The sequence below is a fragment of the Frisingicoccus sp. genome (genome assembly GCF_048388605.1).
In the GTDB taxonomy this organism is placed as follows: domain Bacteria; phylum Bacillota; class Clostridia; order Lachnospirales; family Lachnospiraceae; genus Frisingicoccus.
In genome coordinates, this window is record NZ_DBGCTU010000030.1 from 104,307 (window position 1) to 122,956 (window position 18,650).

23 protein-coding genes are annotated in these 18,650 nt (G+C 46.0%); 6 read left to right on the top strand and 17 right to left on the bottom strand.

The features are described from left to right. Positions 1-86 precede the first annotated feature (86 nt). The gene (locus tag ACMN7X_RS07535; RefSeq protein ID WP_418746851.1) at positions 87-707 is read left to right on the top strand and encodes a superoxide dismutase; all 621 of its coding nucleotides are present in this window, start codon (positions 87-89) and stop codon (positions 705-707) included. 84 nt (positions 708-791) lie between these two features. Here ACMN7X_RS07535 and ACMN7X_RS07540 read toward each other — a convergent pair whose 3' ends face one another. The 16 genes from ACMN7X_RS07540 to ACMN7X_RS07615 all read right to left on the bottom strand — a co-directional run bounded on the left by ACMN7X_RS07540 (position 792) and on the right by ACMN7X_RS07615 (position 14,331). After that, positions 792-1,019 (bottom strand): hypothetical protein, encoded by a 228-nt coding sequence (locus ACMN7X_RS07540; RefSeq protein WP_418746852.1) that lies wholly within the window; start codon positions 1,017-1,019, stop codon positions 792-794. Between the two features lie 15 nt (positions 1,020-1,034). After that, complete coding sequence (locus ACMN7X_RS07545) at positions 1,035-1,955, bottom strand: nucleotidyltransferase (RefSeq protein WP_418746853.1); 921 nt, start codon at positions 1,953-1,955, stop codon at positions 1,035-1,037. Positions 1,956-1,967: 12 nt separating this feature from the next. After that, positions 1,968-2,372: an ACT domain-containing protein gene (locus ACMN7X_RS07550; protein ID WP_418746854.1), complete on the bottom strand. Its 405-nt coding sequence runs from the start codon at positions 2,370-2,372 to the stop codon at positions 1,968-1,970. 135 nt (positions 2,373-2,507) lie between these two features. Next, positions 2,508-3,185 carry a V-type ATP synthase subunit D gene (locus ACMN7X_RS07555; RefSeq protein ID WP_418463310.1) on the bottom strand — a complete coding sequence of 226 codons (678 nt, stop codon included), beginning with the start codon at positions 3,183-3,185 and terminating at the stop codon, positions 2,508-2,510. A gap of 29 nt (positions 3,186-3,214) precedes the next feature. Continuing rightward, the gene (locus ACMN7X_RS07560) at positions 3,215-4,588 is read right to left on the bottom strand and encodes a V-type ATP synthase subunit B (RefSeq protein ID WP_418746855.1); all 1,374 of its coding nucleotides are present in this window, start codon (positions 4,586-4,588) and stop codon (positions 3,215-3,217) included. Continuing rightward, complete coding sequence (locus ACMN7X_RS07565) at positions 4,589-6,355, bottom strand: V-type ATP synthase subunit A (protein ID WP_418746856.1); 1,767 nt, start codon at positions 6,353-6,355, stop codon at positions 4,589-4,591. A 20-nt stretch (positions 6,356-6,375) separates the two neighbouring features. Beyond that, a complete protein-coding gene (locus ACMN7X_RS07570; RefSeq protein WP_418746857.1) occupies positions 6,376-6,696 on the bottom strand; it encodes a V-type ATP synthase subunit F in 321 nt (106 codons plus the stop codon). Beyond that, positions 6,689-7,660, bottom strand: a complete 972-nt coding sequence (locus ACMN7X_RS07575) for a V0D/AC39 family V-type ATPase subunit (RefSeq protein WP_418746858.1) — start codon at positions 7,658-7,660, stop codon at positions 6,689-6,691. Before ACMN7X_RS07575 ends, ACMN7X_RS07570 begins: the two co-directional genes overlap by 8 nt. Positions 7,661-7,690: 30 nt before the next feature. Continuing rightward, positions 7,691-8,284 (bottom strand): V-type ATP synthase subunit E, encoded by a 594-nt coding sequence (locus ACMN7X_RS07580; protein WP_418746859.1) that lies wholly within the window; start codon positions 8,282-8,284, stop codon positions 7,691-7,693. Between the two features lie 51 nt (positions 8,285-8,335). Further along, on the bottom strand, positions 8,336-8,809 hold the full coding sequence (locus tag ACMN7X_RS07585) for a V-type ATP synthase subunit K (protein WP_178040926.1): 474 nt from the start codon (positions 8,807-8,809) through the stop codon (positions 8,336-8,338). Next, complete coding sequence (locus tag ACMN7X_RS07590) at positions 8,806-10,830, bottom strand: V-type ATP synthase subunit I (RefSeq protein WP_418746860.1); 2,025 nt, start codon at positions 10,828-10,830, stop codon at positions 8,806-8,808. Before ACMN7X_RS07590 ends, ACMN7X_RS07585 begins: the two co-directional genes overlap by 4 nt. Positions 10,831-10,869: 39 nt before the next feature. Continuing rightward, on the bottom strand, positions 10,870-11,178 hold the full coding sequence (locus ACMN7X_RS07595; RefSeq protein ID WP_418746861.1) for a hypothetical protein: 309 nt from the start codon (positions 11,176-11,178) through the stop codon (positions 10,870-10,872). A 184-nt stretch (positions 11,179-11,362) separates the two neighbouring features. After that, positions 11,363-11,848, bottom strand: coding sequence for a deoxycytidylate deaminase (locus tag ACMN7X_RS07600; protein ID WP_418746862.1), 486 nt, complete (start codon positions 11,846-11,848; stop codon positions 11,363-11,365). 29 nt (positions 11,849-11,877) lie between these two features. Then, a complete protein-coding gene (locus tag ACMN7X_RS07605; protein ID WP_418746863.1) occupies positions 11,878-12,951 on the bottom strand; it encodes an L-threonylcarbamoyladenylate synthase in 1,074 nt (357 codons plus the stop codon). Positions 12,952-13,040: 89 nt separating this feature from the next. After that, entirely contained in the window at positions 13,041-13,757 is a 717-nt protein-coding gene (locus ACMN7X_RS07610) for an N-acetylmuramoyl-L-alanine amidase (protein WP_418746864.1), read from the bottom strand. Between the two features lie 31 nt (positions 13,758-13,788). After that, positions 13,789-14,331 (bottom strand): RNA polymerase sigma factor, encoded by a 543-nt coding sequence (locus ACMN7X_RS07615; RefSeq protein WP_418746865.1) that lies wholly within the window; start codon positions 14,329-14,331, stop codon positions 13,789-13,791. A 355-nt stretch (positions 14,332-14,686) separates the two neighbouring features. Between ACMN7X_RS07615 and ACMN7X_RS07620 the strand changes: the two genes are divergently transcribed. From ACMN7X_RS07620 to ACMN7X_RS07630, 3 genes are all read left to right on the top strand, one after another. Next, the gene (locus ACMN7X_RS07620; protein ID WP_418746866.1) at positions 14,687-14,998 is read left to right on the top strand and encodes a helix-turn-helix domain-containing protein; all 312 of its coding nucleotides are present in this window, start codon (positions 14,687-14,689) and stop codon (positions 14,996-14,998) included. Between the two features lie 49 nt (positions 14,999-15,047). Then, positions 15,048-15,494, top strand: coding sequence for a GatB/YqeY domain-containing protein (locus ACMN7X_RS07625; RefSeq protein ID WP_418746867.1), 447 nt, complete (start codon positions 15,048-15,050; stop codon positions 15,492-15,494). 171 nt (positions 15,495-15,665) lie between these two features. Next, the gene (locus tag ACMN7X_RS07630; RefSeq protein ID WP_418746868.1) at positions 15,666-16,271 is read left to right on the top strand and encodes an NUDIX hydrolase; all 606 of its coding nucleotides are present in this window, start codon (positions 15,666-15,668) and stop codon (positions 16,269-16,271) included. A gap of 57 nt (positions 16,272-16,328) precedes the next feature. Here ACMN7X_RS07630 and ACMN7X_RS07635 read toward each other — a convergent pair whose 3' ends face one another. Beyond that, positions 16,329-17,027 (bottom strand): winged helix-turn-helix transcriptional regulator, encoded by a 699-nt coding sequence (locus ACMN7X_RS07635; protein WP_418746869.1) that lies wholly within the window; start codon positions 17,025-17,027, stop codon positions 16,329-16,331. A gap of 259 nt (positions 17,028-17,286) precedes the next feature. Here ACMN7X_RS07635 and ACMN7X_RS07640 point away from each other — a divergent pair, with 259 nt between their 5' ends. Both ACMN7X_RS07640 and ACMN7X_RS07645 read left to right on the top strand, forming a co-directional pair. Continuing rightward, the gene (locus tag ACMN7X_RS07640; RefSeq protein ID WP_418746870.1) at positions 17,287-18,030 is read left to right on the top strand and encodes a MerR family transcriptional regulator; all 744 of its coding nucleotides are present in this window, start codon (positions 17,287-17,289) and stop codon (positions 18,028-18,030) included. Continuing rightward, positions 18,023-18,604 carry a hypothetical protein gene (locus ACMN7X_RS07645; RefSeq protein ID WP_418746871.1) on the top strand — a complete coding sequence of 194 codons (582 nt, stop codon included), beginning with the start codon at positions 18,023-18,025 and terminating at the stop codon, positions 18,602-18,604. Before ACMN7X_RS07640 ends, ACMN7X_RS07645 begins: the two co-directional genes overlap by 8 nt. Positions 18,605-18,650: the final 46 nt, after the last annotated feature.

Here is an 18,650-nt window from a genome sequence, read left to right on the forward strand (position 1 = left end):
TATCCATTCAGGCCTCGCACGATAAGGTATTTTTTTTATTTAAATGCATATACTATCGGAAGATTATAAAACAGGAGGCTTTTAATATGAAACAAACGTATCCCTTTGATCTGATGCCGCTGCCATATGATTATGATGCCCTGGAGCCTTACATGGATGCAGAGACGCTTCATTATCATCATGACAAGCATTTAAAAACCTATGTCGATAATTTAAACAATATCTTAAAAGATTATCCTCAGTATCAGAATTGGACACTGGAAGATCTGCTCACAAATCTGGATGATCTGCCGGAAGATATCCGCCAGGCAGTGATGAATAATGCCGGCGGCGTTTACAATCATCAAATGTTCTTCCGCCTGCTTCATCCTCCGGTAAATGAAAACCCGATGGAGCCTTATCTGACCGAGGCTTTCGGTTCCTATGAAAAATTTGTGGAAATTATGACTGAAAATGCCATGAATCAGTTCGGCTCCGGCTATGCCTGGCTGACGGTCAACCCGGATAAAAAACTGGAAGTAGTTAAAACGCCAAACCAGAACAACCCGATTTCCAACGGTTATATGCCGATCCTCAACGTGGATGTCTGGGAACATGCCTACTATCTGAAATACAAAAATCTCAGAAAGGATTATGTTGCCAACTGGTTTCATTTGATCAACTGGGAAGAAGTGTATAAGGAAGCCCAAAAATATCTTGAGATTTAAAAAGAACCGCGGCAGATGTCCTTCATCTGCCGCGATATTTTTATCTTATATTCTGTTTCATCTTTTTAATACTGAAAAATTTTCTCAATTTGCCAGATCTTTAAGACTCTGAAGCAGCTCCAGATCGGACTCCTGAACCCGAATATTTGAGGTCACCGGTCCTTCTCCCGGATGTGTCACCGTAATTTCAATCACAGTTCCCGCTTCAAATCCTCTTGAATACATAGCGCTTAAAAATGCCGTAAACTTCGGATGGTTATCTACGAATTTATTCTTAGCATTCACAAGCTTCATTAATGCCGCCGGATTCATACCTGTATTCCTTTCTTAACCCCAAAGATCTGCCGGATATACGCCGTCGGCAATCAGTTTTTTAAATGCTGCCACAACGCTGTCTTTATCCTCTTTATAAGTTACGCCAAACCATTTATCCTGAGTTTCCAGTACCTTCACGGAAGCCTTTCCGCCTTTGATCATATTATCCACGATGGTAGGCAGCAAATATTCTTTCTTAACCTCACCCTCCGGAATCTCAGATAAAAATGCGGAAAATCCGGTTTCCAGTTCCTTCAAAAAGCCCGGTGTAAAGCCCCACATATTCATGGACACATGCTGCTCCGGCGTGATCACCATATCAGAGCCGTTGTCCTCATGGACGATCGTGCCCTCCGCCGTCATTCTGAGACCGCCGGTCTCCACAACTTCTGCCAGATAGTCGTTTTCATCCACAACACAAACGCCGCGGGTCACCGCACCGTTATCGCTTAATGTATTTTTCAGGATAAATCCGGCCATACACATATCATATTCTTTATCCGTCGTGCCGCCGCTGACCAGATAATCATGAACCTTTTTGAAAGCTTCCTTGCCGTAATAATCGTCCGCATTGATCACTGCAAAAGGCTCATTTACAACGCCCTTGCAGCAGAGAACCGCCTGACCCGTTCCCCACGGTTTCTTCCGGTCTGCCGGTGCCTTAAAGCCTTCCGGAAGATCATCCAGAGACTGGAAGACATATTCCACATCGATCACCTTTTCAATTCTCCGGCCGATGATCTGGCGGAAATCTTCTTCAATATCCTTTCGCAGTATAAACACTACTTTGTTAAAGCCTGCCGCTTTCGCATCATAGATTGAGTAATCCATAATGATTTCCCCATTTGGCCCCATCGGCTCCAGCTGTTTAATGCCGCCGCCGAAACGACTTCCGATACCGGCCGCCATAATCACTAATGTTGTGTTCTTCATTATAAAATCCTCCTATAACACTGAAAATCCCTTTTCAGAAATACACATTTCCACTTCCATCACATCATCCGCCGAGATAACCATGATCGGTTTCCCCGATTCCCGGTTGAAGGACAGGTAAATATAATCCACATTGATATTGCTGTCTTCCAAAGCCTGCAGAAGATGATTCAGATTACCCACTTCATCTTCCACCTCAACGCCGAGAACTGCCGTCAGCCGACACAGATAACCCGCTGCTTCCAACGCTTCCACTGTTCTCTCCGGCTCAGATACGATCATACGGATAATTCCGTATTCCGCACTGTCATTTGTCACGGAACCCAGTATATTAATATTCTCTTTAAGAAGCACCGCCGTAATTTTCTGCATTGTGCCCTTTCTGTTTTCAGCATATATTGAAACCTGTTTCAGCATCTGCATTTCCTCCTGATCATTTTGTCTGTTCTTTTTATTTTAGCTTTTTTCCTGTACAATGTCAACATTTGCCCGGCAAAAGAACCCTTTCGGCCCCGAAAGTCCGGGGTCAAAAGGGTTCCTTTTATGTTTCTCTTATTCTGCAGCCATCGCTGCCTGTTTTTCTTTATAATGATGGGCTTCTTCCAGCATCATGTCTTTGACTTTCATCAAACGGATCTGAGTAGAACGTTCATTTTCATCCAGCTTCATGGAGATATATTTTATATTCGCCTGGGCCTGCGGAATGATCACATGTTCCAGCGCGTTGACACGCCGGCGGGTCTTTTCAATTTCCGCCGCCATAAGCTGGCAGGCTTTCTCTGTCTCCGCCAGTTTCAACATATCCGGCAATATATCTGCCAGGGACTTCACCGCGTCATCCAGATCACTGGAGGTAAAAGCAAAGCCATAAGAATAAATGTCATTTTCATCTGCTGTCCGTGTTTTATAGCTGAACACCGGAATATCCACGCTCATAACATTCTTCTTATCCGTTTCCAGATATACGCCCTGTTTCGGCGCCATCAGCGCCGTATGAAGCGTCTCCTCCGACATGCCGGCCTTTGCGACAACAAAGTTTTTATTTGCCGCCTGAATACCCGCTTCCACCTTCTGGCGCAAAGCCATATTCTCCCGAACCAGATCCAGGAACTGCCGCATCAATTCATCCCGTTTATCCTTTAAGAGCTTGTGCCCCTTTGTGGCCGTAACCAGCTTCTTTTTCTGGCGGCTCAGCTCCATTCGGGTCGGATTTACCTGCGTAGATGCCAAGTAGTATCACCTCTCCTTTTGTTCAGGTTCTAAAATTTACCGTAGTACATATCCAGATATTCATCATCGATACGTTTCAGCTCGCCTCGCGGCAGGATCGACAAAAGCTTCCAGCCGATATTCAGCGTTTCCTCGATATCACGGTCCGCATTAAAGCCCTGGGATACGTATTCCTTCTCGAATTCATCCGCGAATTTCGCGTAGATCAGATCAATATCCGAGAGGGCTGCCTCACCGAGGATCGTCATCAATTCCTTCGCGTCCTTGCCTCGCGCATAGGCCGCAAACAGCTGATTCAGCGTATTTGAATGATCCGCACGGGTTTTTCCTTCGCCGATACCCTTATCCTTCAGACGGGACAGGGACGGAAGTACATCGATCGGCGGATTGATGCCCTTTCTGAAAAGCTCACGGCTCAGAATGATCTGACCCTCAGTAATATAACCGGTCAAATCCGGAATCGGATGGGTCTTATCATCCTCCGGCATCGTAAGGATCGGAATCATTGTAATTGAACCGATTTTTCCGTTCTGACGGCCCGCGCGTTCATACAGCGTAGCCAAATCCGTGTACATATAGCCCGGGTAACCGCGGCGGCCCGGAACCTCTTTACGGGCGGCGGAAATTTCCCGCAGCGCATCCGCATAGTTTGTGATATCCGTCAGGATAACAAGGACATGCATGTCCTTCTCAAAGGCCAGATACTCGGCGGCTGTCAGAGCCATACGCGGTGTGGCGATACGCTCTACTGCCGGGTCATTTGCCAGATTCATAAACAGCACCGTTCGATCGATAGCGCCGGTTTCTTTAAAGCTGTCCACAAAGAAATTGGATTCCTCGAAAGTAATACCCATAGCCGCAAATACAACGGCAAACTTTTCATCTTTTCCGCGAACCTTCGCCTGACGCGCGATCTGAGCGGCCAACTGGGCATGCGGAAGACCGGAAGCCGAGAAAATCGGCAGCTTCTGGCCTCGAACCAGGGTATTCAGACCGTCGATCGCGGAAACTCCGGTCTGAATAAACTCATTCGGATAGCTCCTGGCCGCCGGATTCATCGGCAGGCCGTTGATATCCAATCGTTTTTCCGGAAGAATCTCCGGGCCGTCATCAATCGGACGTCCCATACCGTCGAATACTCGTCCCAGCATGTCGCCGGAAGCGCCAAGCTCCATACTTCTTCCAAGAAAACGTACTTTACTGTTTGAAAGATTGATACCTGTAGAGCTCTCAAAAAGCTGTACCAGCGCATCGGTTCCATTCACCTCAAGAACTTTACAGCGGCGGGTCTCACCGCTCGCCAGTTCAATTTCACCAAGCTCGTCATAGGTTACGCCCTCGACGCCTTTTACAAGCATCAGCGGTCCGGCTACTTCTTGTATCGTTCTATATTCTTTTGGCATTTAGAAGTCCTCCCTTCCGCATACTTCTTTAATCTGTTCCGCCAGAGTATTCATGACATTTTCATACTCCTTATCCAGATTTTCCTCAACGATATATTTATATCGGCCAATCTGTTCACGCACCGGCATTTTGATCAGGCCCTGAACATTGGCGCCGTTTTTCAATGCTTCCATAGACTGCTCATAATAAGCAAGCACCAGTTTCATCATCAGAAGCTGTTTCTTCAGAGATGTATATGTGTCCACATCATGGAAGGAGTTCTGATGCAGGAAGTCCTCACGAATGGAGCGGGCAGCTTCCATCTTCAGACGGTCCGGCGCGGACAAAGCGTCCATACCAACCATCTGCACGATCTCATTTAATTCCGCCTCTTCCTGAAGCAGAGACATCATCTTCTGACGATCGATCATCCATTCTTCGGATACATTTTTATCAAACCATCCGGAAATATTATCCAGATAGAGGGAATAACTGGTCAGCCAGTTAATGGCCGGGAAATGACGCTTATAAGCCAGCGCCGAATCCAGTCCCCAGAACACCTTAACGATACGCAGTGTTGCCTGAGATACCGGCTCAGAAATATCACCGCCCGGCGGAGATACGGCGCCGATAACAGACAATGCGCCTTCTCTTCCGTCTTTACCGAGATTGATCACATGCCCCGCACGCTCATAAAACTGAGCCAGTCGGGAACCCAGATAAGCCGGATAACCTTCTTCACCCGGCATTTCCTCCAGACGACCCGACATTTCACGAAGGGCCTCCGCCCATCGGGATGTGGAATCAGCCATCAATGCTACCGAATAGCCCATATCACGGAAATACTCGGCAATAGTAATACCTGTATAAATAGACGCCTCACGGGCAGCTACCGGCATATCGGAGGTGTTGGCGATCAAAACCGTACGTTCCATCAACGATTTTCCTGTTTTCGGGTCCTTCAGCTCAGGGAACTCATTCAAAACATCCGTCATCTCATTGCCGCGCTCGCCGCAGCCGATATATACAACGATATCCGCCTCAGCCCATTTTGCCAGCTGATGCTGGATAACGGTCTTACCGCTTCCGAATGGTCCCGGAACGGCAGCCACACCGCCCTTGGCAATAGGGAAGAAGGTATCGACAACCCGCTGGCCTGTGATCAAAGGCATGGTCGGCGGCAGTTTTCTCTTATACGGACGGCCTTTTCGCACCGGCCACTTCTGCATCAAAGAAACCTCTTTATCGCCATCAGCTGTCTCAATAACGGCAACCGTTTCTTCAACCGTAAATTCACCGGCTTTAATATCTTTAATTTTTCCCTCAACACCGTAAGGAACCATGATCCGCTGTTCAACAACGCTTGTTTCCTGAACAGTTCCAATGATATCTCCGGCTTCCACTTCGTCTCCAACCTGCACTGTCGGAACAAAGTTCCATTTTAAATGCCGTTTCAGAGACGGAACTTCAACGCCTCGCTTTAAGTTATTGCCGGATACCTTCATGATGTCATCCAGAGGTCTCTGGATACCATCATAAATACTGGTGATAAGTCCCGGCCCGAGTTCTACGGACAACGGCATCTCCGTGGACTCTACCGGTTCGCCCGGCCCAAGGCCCGAAGTTTCCTCATATACCTGAATGGATGCCTCATCACCGTGCATTTCAATAATTTCTCCGATCAGTCGCTGGCTGCTTACACGCACCACGTCAAACATGTTGGCATCGCGCATCCCCTCAGCGATAACCAGCGGTCCTGCTACTTTTTTAATCGTACCTATACTCATTAAATGGATTCACCCACTTTCTAATTATTGCCGAAGATAATATCGGAACCGACCGCCTGTTCCACAGACTTCTTTACGCCTTCGACTCCGGCGCCCGTGTTCCCGGATACGCCCGGAATCTGAATGATCGCCGGAAGAACCTGTTCCCGATATTTACTTATCTCGTGTGCCAATTCTGCTGCCAGCGCCTCCGTGATATAAATCACCGCATATTCACCGGATGCCAGCGTCTTCAGCGTTTCCTCACCTTCCCGGGCACCGGACACAGGAAACGTATCCAGCCCAAGCGCCGCAAAACCATAAATACTGTCATACGCGCCGATCACTGCAATCTTATACATACATTTCCCTTACCCTTTCCCGGATCGAATCATCGGACAAACCATTCTGTTTACATGTAAGAATGATTCTCACCGTTTTAATTTCATTTTCCCTAGCAATTACATAAGCCACCAGAGGGCCAATGGAAAACGGATTGGTCTTCTGCGGTTTGATCGTCTGAATGATCCGGTTATCGCACCAACGTTCAAAGGCCGAAGGGGACTCCTTCAGTGCCAGAGCGCCTTCCAGATATCCATTTCCACTCAAATATTCAATAATCGAATCCATACCTGCCAACGCCGCCCGGGCCAGCCCATCCACATTCAGGCTGTCGCAGGGTGCCATGGCACGTTTCATAAAATCCAGTGACTTCGCGGTTTTTGAAGACCGCACTGCGATTTTGATATTGGCCACCGCCACCGTAGATTCGGCATAATCCCGGATAATATCATCCTGGGACTGACGCCCGGCCTCTTTGATGGCTTCCATTGTGGCACGGTCAATAATAATATCACAAAGCTGTCCGTCTCCTGAATGAAGCAATGTCTCCACTGCTTCCTCAGCCGCTGCCTGCATGTTTTCCGGCAAAGCCTTATAATCCTTTTCCCGGATAATACGAAGCATCTCTTCTTTAGGAATCGGCGTTCCTTCATAGAAGATATTGGCGCCGCTCTTCCCGGTGCAGACTTCTTTCACTGCAGCTTTCAGGTTATGGAACCAGTTTGTATAGGATAAAACATTGAACACATCCATGTCCACATGCATTTCTCCGACGGTTTCCCATATTTTTTCCCGTTCCCGCGTCAAAATCGCATCGGCATCCATCGGCACATCATTGCCGCCCCATCCTTTGTCCTGCAGAAAACGAAGACAACTCTCCAAATCCTTGCAGGCGATCAACTGTTCAATCGTGGACGCCGAAAACAGAGACACTTCCAAAGCACGGATTCGCGCAACTGCATAGGTATACTGTGTTTTAGACATTATAACCCTCCTTTTATGGCGAACCGGCCTCTATAAAAATAAAATCTCATTCACTTTATCCTGAAGCTCATCTTTCTTTGCATCAAGTAACGCCTTTAAGGTACAATTTTCTTCAATGCCCCCATAGACAAGAATAAATCCGTCCTCAATGGCTTTCGGTTCTTTGGAAAGAACCAGGCTTCCGCCCTTTTCTTCTGCCGCCGCCGAAATTCTCTTTTCAAAATCGGCCGGCATCCTGGCAAGATCCTGAGCAGAAAAATAAATCTCTCCCGGCTCTGCCAGCACATAAGTTTTTAATATTTTTTCCATTGTCCGGAAATAGCTTTCCGTATCCTCCTGCTTTAACGTCACATAAGCTTCCTCTATGACTTCCGCGATCATATCCTGCTTTGCCCGCAGAAGCGCTGTTCTCCGCTGCTGCTCCGCCGAAGATTTTATGCGGCCTTCATAATTTTCTTTCAAGATGACATTCTTCTCCGCCGCCTCAGCCTCCATGGCCGCGCAGGCTTCTTTGGCTTTCGAAAGAATATCATCCGCTTCTTTACGCGCCGTTTCAAGCTTCATTGCTGCAGAGGTTTTCGCTTCTTCCAGAATCTGGCTTGTAATCTTTTCCAATCCACTCATTCCAAAGCTCTCCTTTCCTTTCTTACAGCATCCTCCTCACCCTCAGGTTCATTAAATAGAGAAGATAGCAAGAATAGAAACAAGCAGAGCCAGAATGGCATAAGTTTCTACCATGGCCGGGAACAGCATAGATTTTGCAAACTGTTCCGGTTTCTTAGCCACGATACCGATGGAAGCTACCGAAGTTCTTCCCTGATGTCTGGCGGAAACAAGTCCGACAATACCGATTGGCAGACAAGCTGCAAATGTCAGAAGACCATGTACCAAATCCGGCGCAGCACCGCCTAAGATACCGATTCTTGACAATGTAACGAAAGCAACCAGCAGACCATAAATACCCTGTGTACCCGGTAAAAGCTGTAAGATCAAAACCTTTGCGAATTTGCTCGGATCTTCTGTGACAACTCCCGCTGCCGCCTGACCGGCAACACCAACACCGTAGGCAGAACCGCATCCGGATAAAATAACTGCAAGTGCTACTCCTAAAAGAGCCCATACTTGTCCATTTGTAAATAATTCACTCATACTCTTGTTTCCTCCTTAATATCAACATATTTCGTATTTGACCGGAAAGGATTGAATTCCCTTCCGCCGCCTTCATAAAATTTTCCAAAAAACTCTACATATTGGAGACGACATGTATGCACATAAGCGCCCAACAAATTGATCGCAATATTAAACACGTGTCCGATAACAAATACAACAGCAAACAGAATCGCACCTATAATTCCGCTGCCAAACATACTTCCCATCTGATTAAATACGGAAGCGATAACACCGGTTGCAAGACCCAGGGCCAGCAAACGGGAATAAGATAAAATATCGCTGAGCCAGCTTGTAATGCCGTACAGATCATATGCGCCCAAAGCAATACGAAGTCCCCATTTATTCTTTTTATCCCGGCCGGACATCAGCAGAATACCCACGGCCCCGACGATCGCCATACCCTTCGCCAGCATATTTAACGGTTCAGGGAATACAAATGTCATCTGGGAAATGGATGCAAAAATCTCCGTCGGCATTAAGATCAATACCAAACCGGTAAGAAGAAGCAGCCAAAATCCCACGTCGCAAACCGCATCCAGAATCTTGCCGTCCCGAATATACATATAGGCTTTCACAAATAAGCCTGTATATAAATGGATCAGGCCAAAAAACAGTGACCATACAAGCATTCGCATCGGCTCATCCAGCGGTGCAAACCATAACGGCGGTATACTTACTTCTTTGCCGAAAAATGTTCGGGAAATGACATTTACCGCATCGCCAAAATAACCGCCGAACATAACGCCCCAGAACAGGGTGGACAAACCGCACCAGAAGAATAATCGGATCGATTTCTTCATATTCAGGGACATCCGCGGGAACTTCATCAGAAGCACGCCGCAGGCCACAGCCACGATCAGGCCGTAAGCCGCATCCGACAGCATAAGACCAAACAGAAATACATAAAAGACAGTCATGATCATTGTCGGATCCACTTCGCCTTTTCCCGGCAGACCGAAGGATGCTAAAACGCCTTCCCCGGATTCGGCGAAATGATTATTTTTCAAAAGTACCGGCGCTTCCTCGTCCTCATGAATCTGCTCCAGCTCAACCGCCGCGTCGAAATCTTCCGACAACTGCCGAACGATCTGATCCGCGTCCTTTGCCGGCACGTAACCGCTCATCGCAAAGGTATTTGCCGTCTGAGGCAGTCGGCCGAGCACTTCATATTTTTCGGCGCGGATCCGATAGTAATCCGATACAAACCGAAGGTTCTGACGTTCTCCGGCAAGACCGATAATTTCTTCCTGAAGCTGTCTCGCCTTCTCTAAAGAAGCTTCCATCTCCGACTGGAGTTCTTCCCGATACCGGGCCGGAATTTTATCCACCGCCTGAGCCGGTTTCGCAAAACCGCCTGCCCGCAGGGCATCCTCAACCGCCTGAACTTCCTCAGCCAGACAGACTACGGCCAGATAAGTAAAATCCTTGTCCGCAGAAATAATTTCCACGTCCACTGCTTCCACATCCGGAGCAAATTTCCCAATCAGTTCATAAATACTTTCCAGGTTCATCGCCCCGGCAATCGTCCCAATTAAAACCGCAGTTCTGCGGGTTCCCGAATAACTTACCGGCACAGTCAGCCCCATCCATGGAACTAATGCTTCCATCTGGTCTCTATACTTTTGTGCCCGGGCCTTTTCCTCCGCAACCTGTTTATCCAGGGTGACGATCCTTTCTGCCGTATTGATGTAACTCTCCTGATTTTGCGCAGCATTATCAAATAATGACTTATCGATCAGCGGCTTCCCGGCCAGAGACGCCAACATTCCCGCTTTCTCCGGGGCATACTTTTGAAGAATCTCCAATGCTCTGTCCGCTGTCTGCGCTTTTTTCTCAAATGTGGCTTTGGAATTGCTGACATCCATGGTCGTATATCCGCTGTCATCTTCCAGCCGGATATCTATTTCCATAGCTCCAAGCTCCTGCAGACGCTCCAGGATGGCTTTCCTGTTTTTCTTCAGCGCACATAGATTAATCCGCTGCATCTGCAATACTGCCATATCCACATCCCTCCTTTTCCCTTGATTCCCTTATTTCATTCATACCAGCGAAGAAATCACCGCCTCCACTGCCTCTGCTCTCTTCGGGGCAATGAATTCCCGGAGTGCCTCCGTTTCTTTTTCGGCCTCCGCTGCGGCGGCAGCCAATTGGCCCTGACCATCAGACTGCATTTTCTCGGTCATCTCCTGATTCATTGATCTGATTTTTTGAGATGTATCCGACGTCATGGCCTTAGCCTGGGCTTTGGCCTCCTCTAAAATAGAAACGGCCTGAGCTTCTGCCGTTTTCAGGATTTCATCGGCTTCCGCCTCCGCCTTATTGACTGATTTCAGAATATCTTCTAACACTTTGTCACCTCCTTGCAAAATATACACGCTACAACCATTATTGACTATTTAAAAAATTATATCACAGCTATTGTTTATCTTCAATCAAAAATTCAGACAAATTTCCAGACAAAAAATAAAAACTGTCATGCGACCTCGGACTAATTTCAGAATTCGTCACAGATTGCACGACAGTTTACTTAAATTAAATCTCCAATTCAATTTTCCTTCCTGATGAAATGTATTTTCGATATACAACTCCTGCCGATTTCAGCATCCGCTTAGAGGCAATGACTGCCGGGGTGTCCGGATACTTATCTTCCCCATATATGATCTCCTTTATACCACTCTGGATGATTGCTTTTGCACATTCATTACACGGAAAAAGAGATACATAAATCTTGGCTCCCTCCAGATTGCCGCCCCGATAATTTAAAATGGCATTCAACTCGCTGTGGGTCACATAGACATATTTCGTGTCCAGCGGTTCCCCTTCCCTGTCCCACGGATATTCATCATCCGAGCATCCCAACGGAAAACCGTTATATCCCATCGAAAGTATTTTATTATCCGGACTCACAATGCAGGAACCAACCTGGCTGTTTGGGTCCTTTGACCTCAGTCCGGCCAAGCGGGCCACCGCCATAAAATATTCATCCCAGGTAATATAGTCTTTTCGCTTTCCGCCCATTTTTACTCCTCCTTTGCTCTTCCCCTGATCTAAACATAAATCTGCTGATGGCCTGCCGCTTTCAGCATACGATTCATAATGGCCTTGCCTCTGCTGCCCTCTTCAAAGCTTTCCGAATAAATATAGGAAACCTTTTCCCCGTCCATCCGGCGCAGAACATCAAAAAGATTATGTATAATAGTATCCTCATCCTTCCGGGTACCTATGCTCATCACAATAAGCCGACTGTTCCTCTGTACCATCATCTTATAAAGATCCTTTGTCTCCTCAGTTGCAATGATCCCGACCCGAAAACCGGCAGCCAGTTTTTCGGAGGCCAGTTCCCGGATTTTCTCTACAACCTTTTCGTCCAAACCGGAGACAAGGGTCAGATCGCCCTTCGGCGCATAGTGTTTATATTTCATTCCCGGCGCTTTCGGCTGAAAATTCTTATCTTTATTTTCCCCTAAAATTGCCGGATCCACCCGGACTTCCCCGGCAACCGCTTCCATCATCTCCCGGGTAATATAGCCCGGCCTCAAAATCATCGGTACGCTGCCTGTCATATCAACCACCGTGGATTCGATACCGATTCCCACCGGGCCGTCATCCAGTATCATATCGATTTTTCCGTTCAGATCCTCATAAACATGCTCGGCCCGGGTCGGACTCGGCCGCCCCGATGTATTTGCACTCGGCGCCGCCAGCACAATTCCCGTTGTCCCGATCAATTTCCTTGCCACCGGATGGGACGGCATACGAACGGCCACTGTGTCTAATCCGCCGGTTGTTCCGTAAGGAACTGCATCTCTTTTAGGAAAAATCATCGTCAATGGGCCCGGCCAGAATCTTTCCGCCAGTTTCCGCGCGGTATCCGGAATTTCTGTCACAAGCCCGTCAAGCATAGCTATATCTGAAATATGAACGATCAAAGGATTATCTGACGGTCTTCCCTTTGCCGCATAGATTTTCGCCGCAGCCTCCGCATCCAGCGCATTTGCCGCCAGGCCGTACACAGTCTCCGTTGGAATACCCACCAGGCCGCCGGCCGCAAGGACGTCGCCCGCCGCCTTCAGCCAAACCCTTTCTTCTGTCTCACTTATTTTATAAACAATGGTTTTCATCCAGTCCATCTCCAATTTTTCAACGGTATTTTGTTTTATTATAAGCTTTATTCCGGCTTTTTTCCACCCCTTCCGAAGAAATCCTCAAATTACTCTGCTGTCAGTCCCCCGCCATTAATATAATGCATTGTTCCCAGATATATATTCCAGGCCAGTTTCCGCTGATATTCCACCGTTCCGAGCTTCGCCTCCTCTTCCGCATTTGTCAGGAAGCCGCACTCCACAATGACGATCGGCGCCGGAGAATTTTTCAGCATATAATAATTCATATTGGATTTAGGCACACGGGTATTTTCCGGATCAACCCCCGCGATCAACTGATTTTGAATACACTCCGCCAGGCGGGCCCCCTCCTCCGAATCCTGATAATAAAATACCTGGGCGCCGCTGTATTTTGCATCCGTAAAGATATTCTGGTGTATACATAAAACAAAATCCGGCTTTGCCTCGGTAATAATCTCTATTCGCTTTGCCAGATCTTCTTTCTTTTTACTTTTGGAACTTTCACTGCTGTACAGCGCTTTGTCCGTATCCCTTGTCATAATTACTTCAAATCCCTGTGCTTCCAGATTTGCTTTCAAAAACAGGGATACTGAAAGGTTTACATCCTTCTCCAGTACCCCTGTTACACCAATTCCTCCCGGGTCATTTCCCCCGTGACCGGGGTCTATAACTACCCTCGGCTTTGTCTCCCCACCGGAGGCATTGGAAACGGCCGCCGCCACCCGTGAATATGTACGACTGTAAAAAACAACAGACAGGGCTAAAAAGCCCGCCAATACCATTACCGCCATTACTCGTTTCATAGGTTTCCCCGCAAATTTTATTATTGCTACACTATATGCCCTCATTTCCGCATTCATGCCACAAATCCGGCGCGGCCCTCCTCAGCTTGCCGATGGCGCGGCTCACCCGTTTTCTCGCATTGCTCTCACTGATATGAAAATAATCTGCCAGATCGGAATAAGATACCTCATAAAAATATCTCAGAATGACGGCCCGGCGTTCATCCTCATTTAAATAAGGCTTTAATGCTTCCGATAATTCCAGTTCATTCTGAGTTTCCTGTTCAATATAAACTTCCAGTTCTTCCAATATAAGCATCTCATGACTGTGAATATGACGGCGCTTCTCCAACTCACGCAGCATATGGAACTTGGCCGCCCTCATGATCCATCCATGGGGATTTTCATGCTTCTCCAGGACATCGATCTTCTGACATGCGGTTGTCCATGTGGCTATCATCACGTCCTCTACCAGAGTTCTATCATTTGTCATTTTAAATAACATTCTTGCAACGGCCTGTTCAGTTTCATCTATCAGCTCCTCCATAAATTTTTTCTGTTGAAGCCGCAGTTTCCTGCTATTTTCTCTGCTCATTGCCGTTCATACTACTTCCCTGGTCATTTTTATCATTATAATAGTATATCATCGCTTTTTGGCCCATGAATAATGCCATTTTTTCGACGCTTTCTCCGCCCAAACATATGTTTCAGCAGCGCCTTTTTTCTCCGATAATATGATCCAGAAAAACGATATTCTTTTTTTGAAAGATTTTTTTTAATTTTTTTCATCATAAATTCTCTTTTCTCAAACATACATTCATTTTACACCATAAGTGAAAATATAATCCACCTAAAGTTTTCAGTTGTTCGTTACACTTATTGTGTAATTTATTTATACATATATTGTCTGAACTTTATTCTTCTCAGCATTTACAAAAAGGAGATATATTATGTCTGATTTTGCAAGCCGCCTTCGCGAACTTCGTTTAAAATATTATTGGAACCAAAGCCAACTGGCCAAACGTGCCGGCGTGTCTACCAGTCTTATCAGTTCCTACGAAAAGTCCGAACGATATCCCTCGGTGGACATGCTTATAAAACTATCTGATATATTTTGCTGTACGACAGATTACCTCCTCGGCCTGGAATATGAAATGAAATTAAGCATCCATGGTCTTTCAGATAAACAACTACAGCTAATTGTTGATTTGATCGCTGAACTGAAAAAAGAGCAGATTTCCTCCCTTCCCAAAAATCATTAAAGTGCTATAATAAAAATGTAGCTATGACATTAGGATGGGAGGATTTTTAATGAGTAAAATCGAACAGATTCGCAGCGAAATGGTTACCGCAATGAAGGCTAAAAATAAGGAACGAAAAGATGCGCTTTCCATGCTTCTCGGCGCTTTAAAAAACAAAGCCATCGATAAACGCAGTGACTTAACCGAAGCGGAAGAAAATGAAATTGTATTAAAGGAAATAAAACAATTAAAGGAAACTCTGGACTCTGCACCGGCGAATCGCACCGATATTATTGACCAGTGTAATTTCCGTATTCAGGTTTATGAGGAATTCGCGCCGAAATTCATGACAGAAGAAGAAATCAGGGCAACGATCCGGCAGGTACTTGACAAACTTGAACTCACGGCGCCAACAGCCAAAGATAAGGGCAAAATTATGAAGGAGCTCATGCCGCTTGTCAAAGGAAAATCCGACGGAAAAGTCGTAAATGCACTTGTATCCGAATTTTTTCAATAATAAACCTTATCGCGCGAAGCTTGACGCAGCGCGCCCATGCGCAGCATCTGACATACGGGATGCCCGAATGGGGATACCTTATCGCGCGAAGCTTGACGTAGCGCGCCCATGCGCAGCATCTGACATACGGGATGCCCGAATGGGTATACATTTAACATAAAGGAGTCCAACATGCATAAGAAAGATGATATTGTTAAAATATATGATGATATGTTTAATTTGATCGGCGCAGAAAAATGGTCGATCGTCCACGAACGGGGGCTGCTTCACCAGGTTGTTCACCTCTGGATGTATGGAGACGAGCCAAGCGGTCGATGGCTGTACTTTATTCAGCGGTCCAAAGACCTCGATGTTTTTCCCGGGCTTTATGACCTTCCTGTCAGCGGCCATATTGACCCGGATGAAACCTTTTCCCATGCCGTTGTGACGCTCACGCAGGAACGTCTCGGCTTAAAACTTCTTCCGGAATATTTAAAACATGTGGGAAATATCCGTCAGATTATCGACAGCGATAACTATCATGACAATGCTTTTTGCCAGATTTATGTCAAATGTCTCAGATTGCCGATACCGGAATTTGAAATTCATGACGCCGAAATGCTTTTTAAAGTAAAATACGATGAATTCTGTCAATGGGTAAAATCTCCGACCGGGGAACTGCCGATTTACACGCCAAACGGAGAATTTATTAAAAATTCTGTGGAAGCAGACTGGTGGTGGCCGCGCAAAAATGAATTTACAACGGTTGTTAAACCTTATATTGACAGCCAGAATTAAAAAAGATGAGGTATCCGCACTTATGATTTCTGTCATTTGTGTGATACCTCATCTTTTTTAACTTTGACTCAACCGATATCCCTGTCCCCAGACCGTTTCAATATACGTTGTATCTGGGTCAGCTTTTTTCAGCTTGCCTCGCAGATTGCTGATATGTATCTTTACTGCATTGTCATCTCCCATATATGGCTGTCTCCAAACTTCCTCATACAAACTGGCTTTTGTATAAATTCGGTTTCGATGACGCATTAAAAGGCTGAGAATCATATATTCCTTCACCGTCAAATCCAAGCCCTTATGATTCATCTCTACCTTTTTAATCGAACTGCTGCTCATTCTCAATCCCTTATATTGATACAGTCTCATATCATGAGACCGTTTATAGGCATCCCGCAGGCAGCCGGAAATCGTTTCTTCCAGTATCTCTCTGTCCAGCGGCAATCCAAGCATCACGTCCAGCGGACTTTCCTGTCCATCAATGAAAACACCGCTCTCTCCATCCTTCGTTTCCGCTTCCTTTGGCCAGATTCCCAACACGGGAACATCCGAAAACTTTCGAATCTGTTCGAAAACCTTTAGGACATTCCCATCAAAACAGCCTACAGCCCAGATAATCATATCAAAGGGATGACTTTTCACCATACACACCAACTCCGCATCAGCAACTGAAACAACCCGGTAACCCATCCCGGCCAAACAGTCTTCAATCCTCAAATCTGAAGGTATTGACCGCTCCGCCAATAAAATAGTTGCCATCCTGTCATCAATCCTTTTGCCTGAGTTTGCCCCAATTATAGCACATTAACGAGCAAAAGAAAAGCGGCTCTGATTTATTAAAAATCAGTTCCGCCATTTTATCTTTTGTATTTCATCTTTTTATTTCTCCAGCAATTTTTCTTCCAATTCAGCAATACGCTGCGCCATCTGCTGCCTTATGGTCTCAAATTCTGTTGCTGCCTGCTCCTGTACCCGCTTACTTCCTACTACGCTTAAAAGGTGGAAAACACCAAAGAAAATGGGAGTGACTGTCCGTACCCTGCAATATTATGATAAAGAGGGATTACTTGCGCCTTCCGCGGAAAGTGAAGGCGGACGCAGACTATACACGGACAGAGATTTGATTATTCTGCATCAAATCCTATCGCTAAAATCACTGGGCTTTTCCCTGAGTGATATTAAAGACCGATTGATTTATCTGTCTACGCCAGCAGAGGTTGCACATGCACTGGCGGAACAGGCGAACGATATTCACAGCAAAATTGAACACCTATCAACATGTTTAACAGAGATAAAGCGGCTTCGTATTGAAGTGCTGCAAATGAAAACAGTAGATTTTAAGAAATATGCAGACATCATTGCGAATCTCCGGATGAACAACGAATACTATTATCTGATCAAAAAATTCGATGATGATACGCTTGACCATATTCGTTCCCGTTTTGACCAGGAAACCGGCATAGCTTTTATGGAAAGGTTTAATCAGCTAAGTGAAAAAATCTTACAACTCCAAAAGGAAAATATTCCGCCAGAAACCGAGGAATGTCAGAAATTGGTGAAACATTACTGGGACTTAATCGTAGAGTTCACGAACGGAGATATGAGTATGCTTCCAAAACTGATGAAAATTGGCGATATTGAAAACGCAACAAACGAATGGGAAGAGAAACAGGCTGCTATCAAAGAATATCTGGGGCAGGCTTTAGAAATCTATTTTTCAAAGGTTGGCATAAACCCTTTTGAGGAGGTGCAAGATGAGTAAAGAAATCGAAGACAACCGCCGCAAGGAAAAAAGGAAGTTTTTCATAAGGGTAACGGTCGCTCATACAGTGACATATATCATATTTGGCATGATTTTTTCGCAGATATTCAGCTATCAAAATTCATTAAGCAGTGCAGGTATGCGGGATATGAATAGTCTTATAGTAGGTCTTGCGCCTCTATTCCAAATTGTCAGGGGGCTATTGTTTGCCATCGTTTTATGGCTGATCAGAGATGTTTTTCTGGGTAAACGGTACGGCTGGTTAAAAGTGTGGATAATTCTTGTCATATTGGGAATTTTCAACACTCCGGGAACCGCACCCGGTTCTATTGAGGGCTTTATATACTTACTTCCTACCAGCGCGCCGTTAAGCTTGCAAATTGGAGGATTGCTTGAAATAGTACTACAGACACTGGTATTCAGTATACTTGTTACTTTCCGTTCAAAAGGAAATAAAAACGGCAAGGGTAAGGGAAAATTATACCCATTCGGGCATCCCGTATGTCAGATGCTACGCATGGACGCGCTACGTCAAGCTCCGCGCGATAAGGTATACTCTGACCCCCGAAAATGACGTTCTATTGCATAACAAAACAGGAAAGGCGGGCAAACGGCAAATA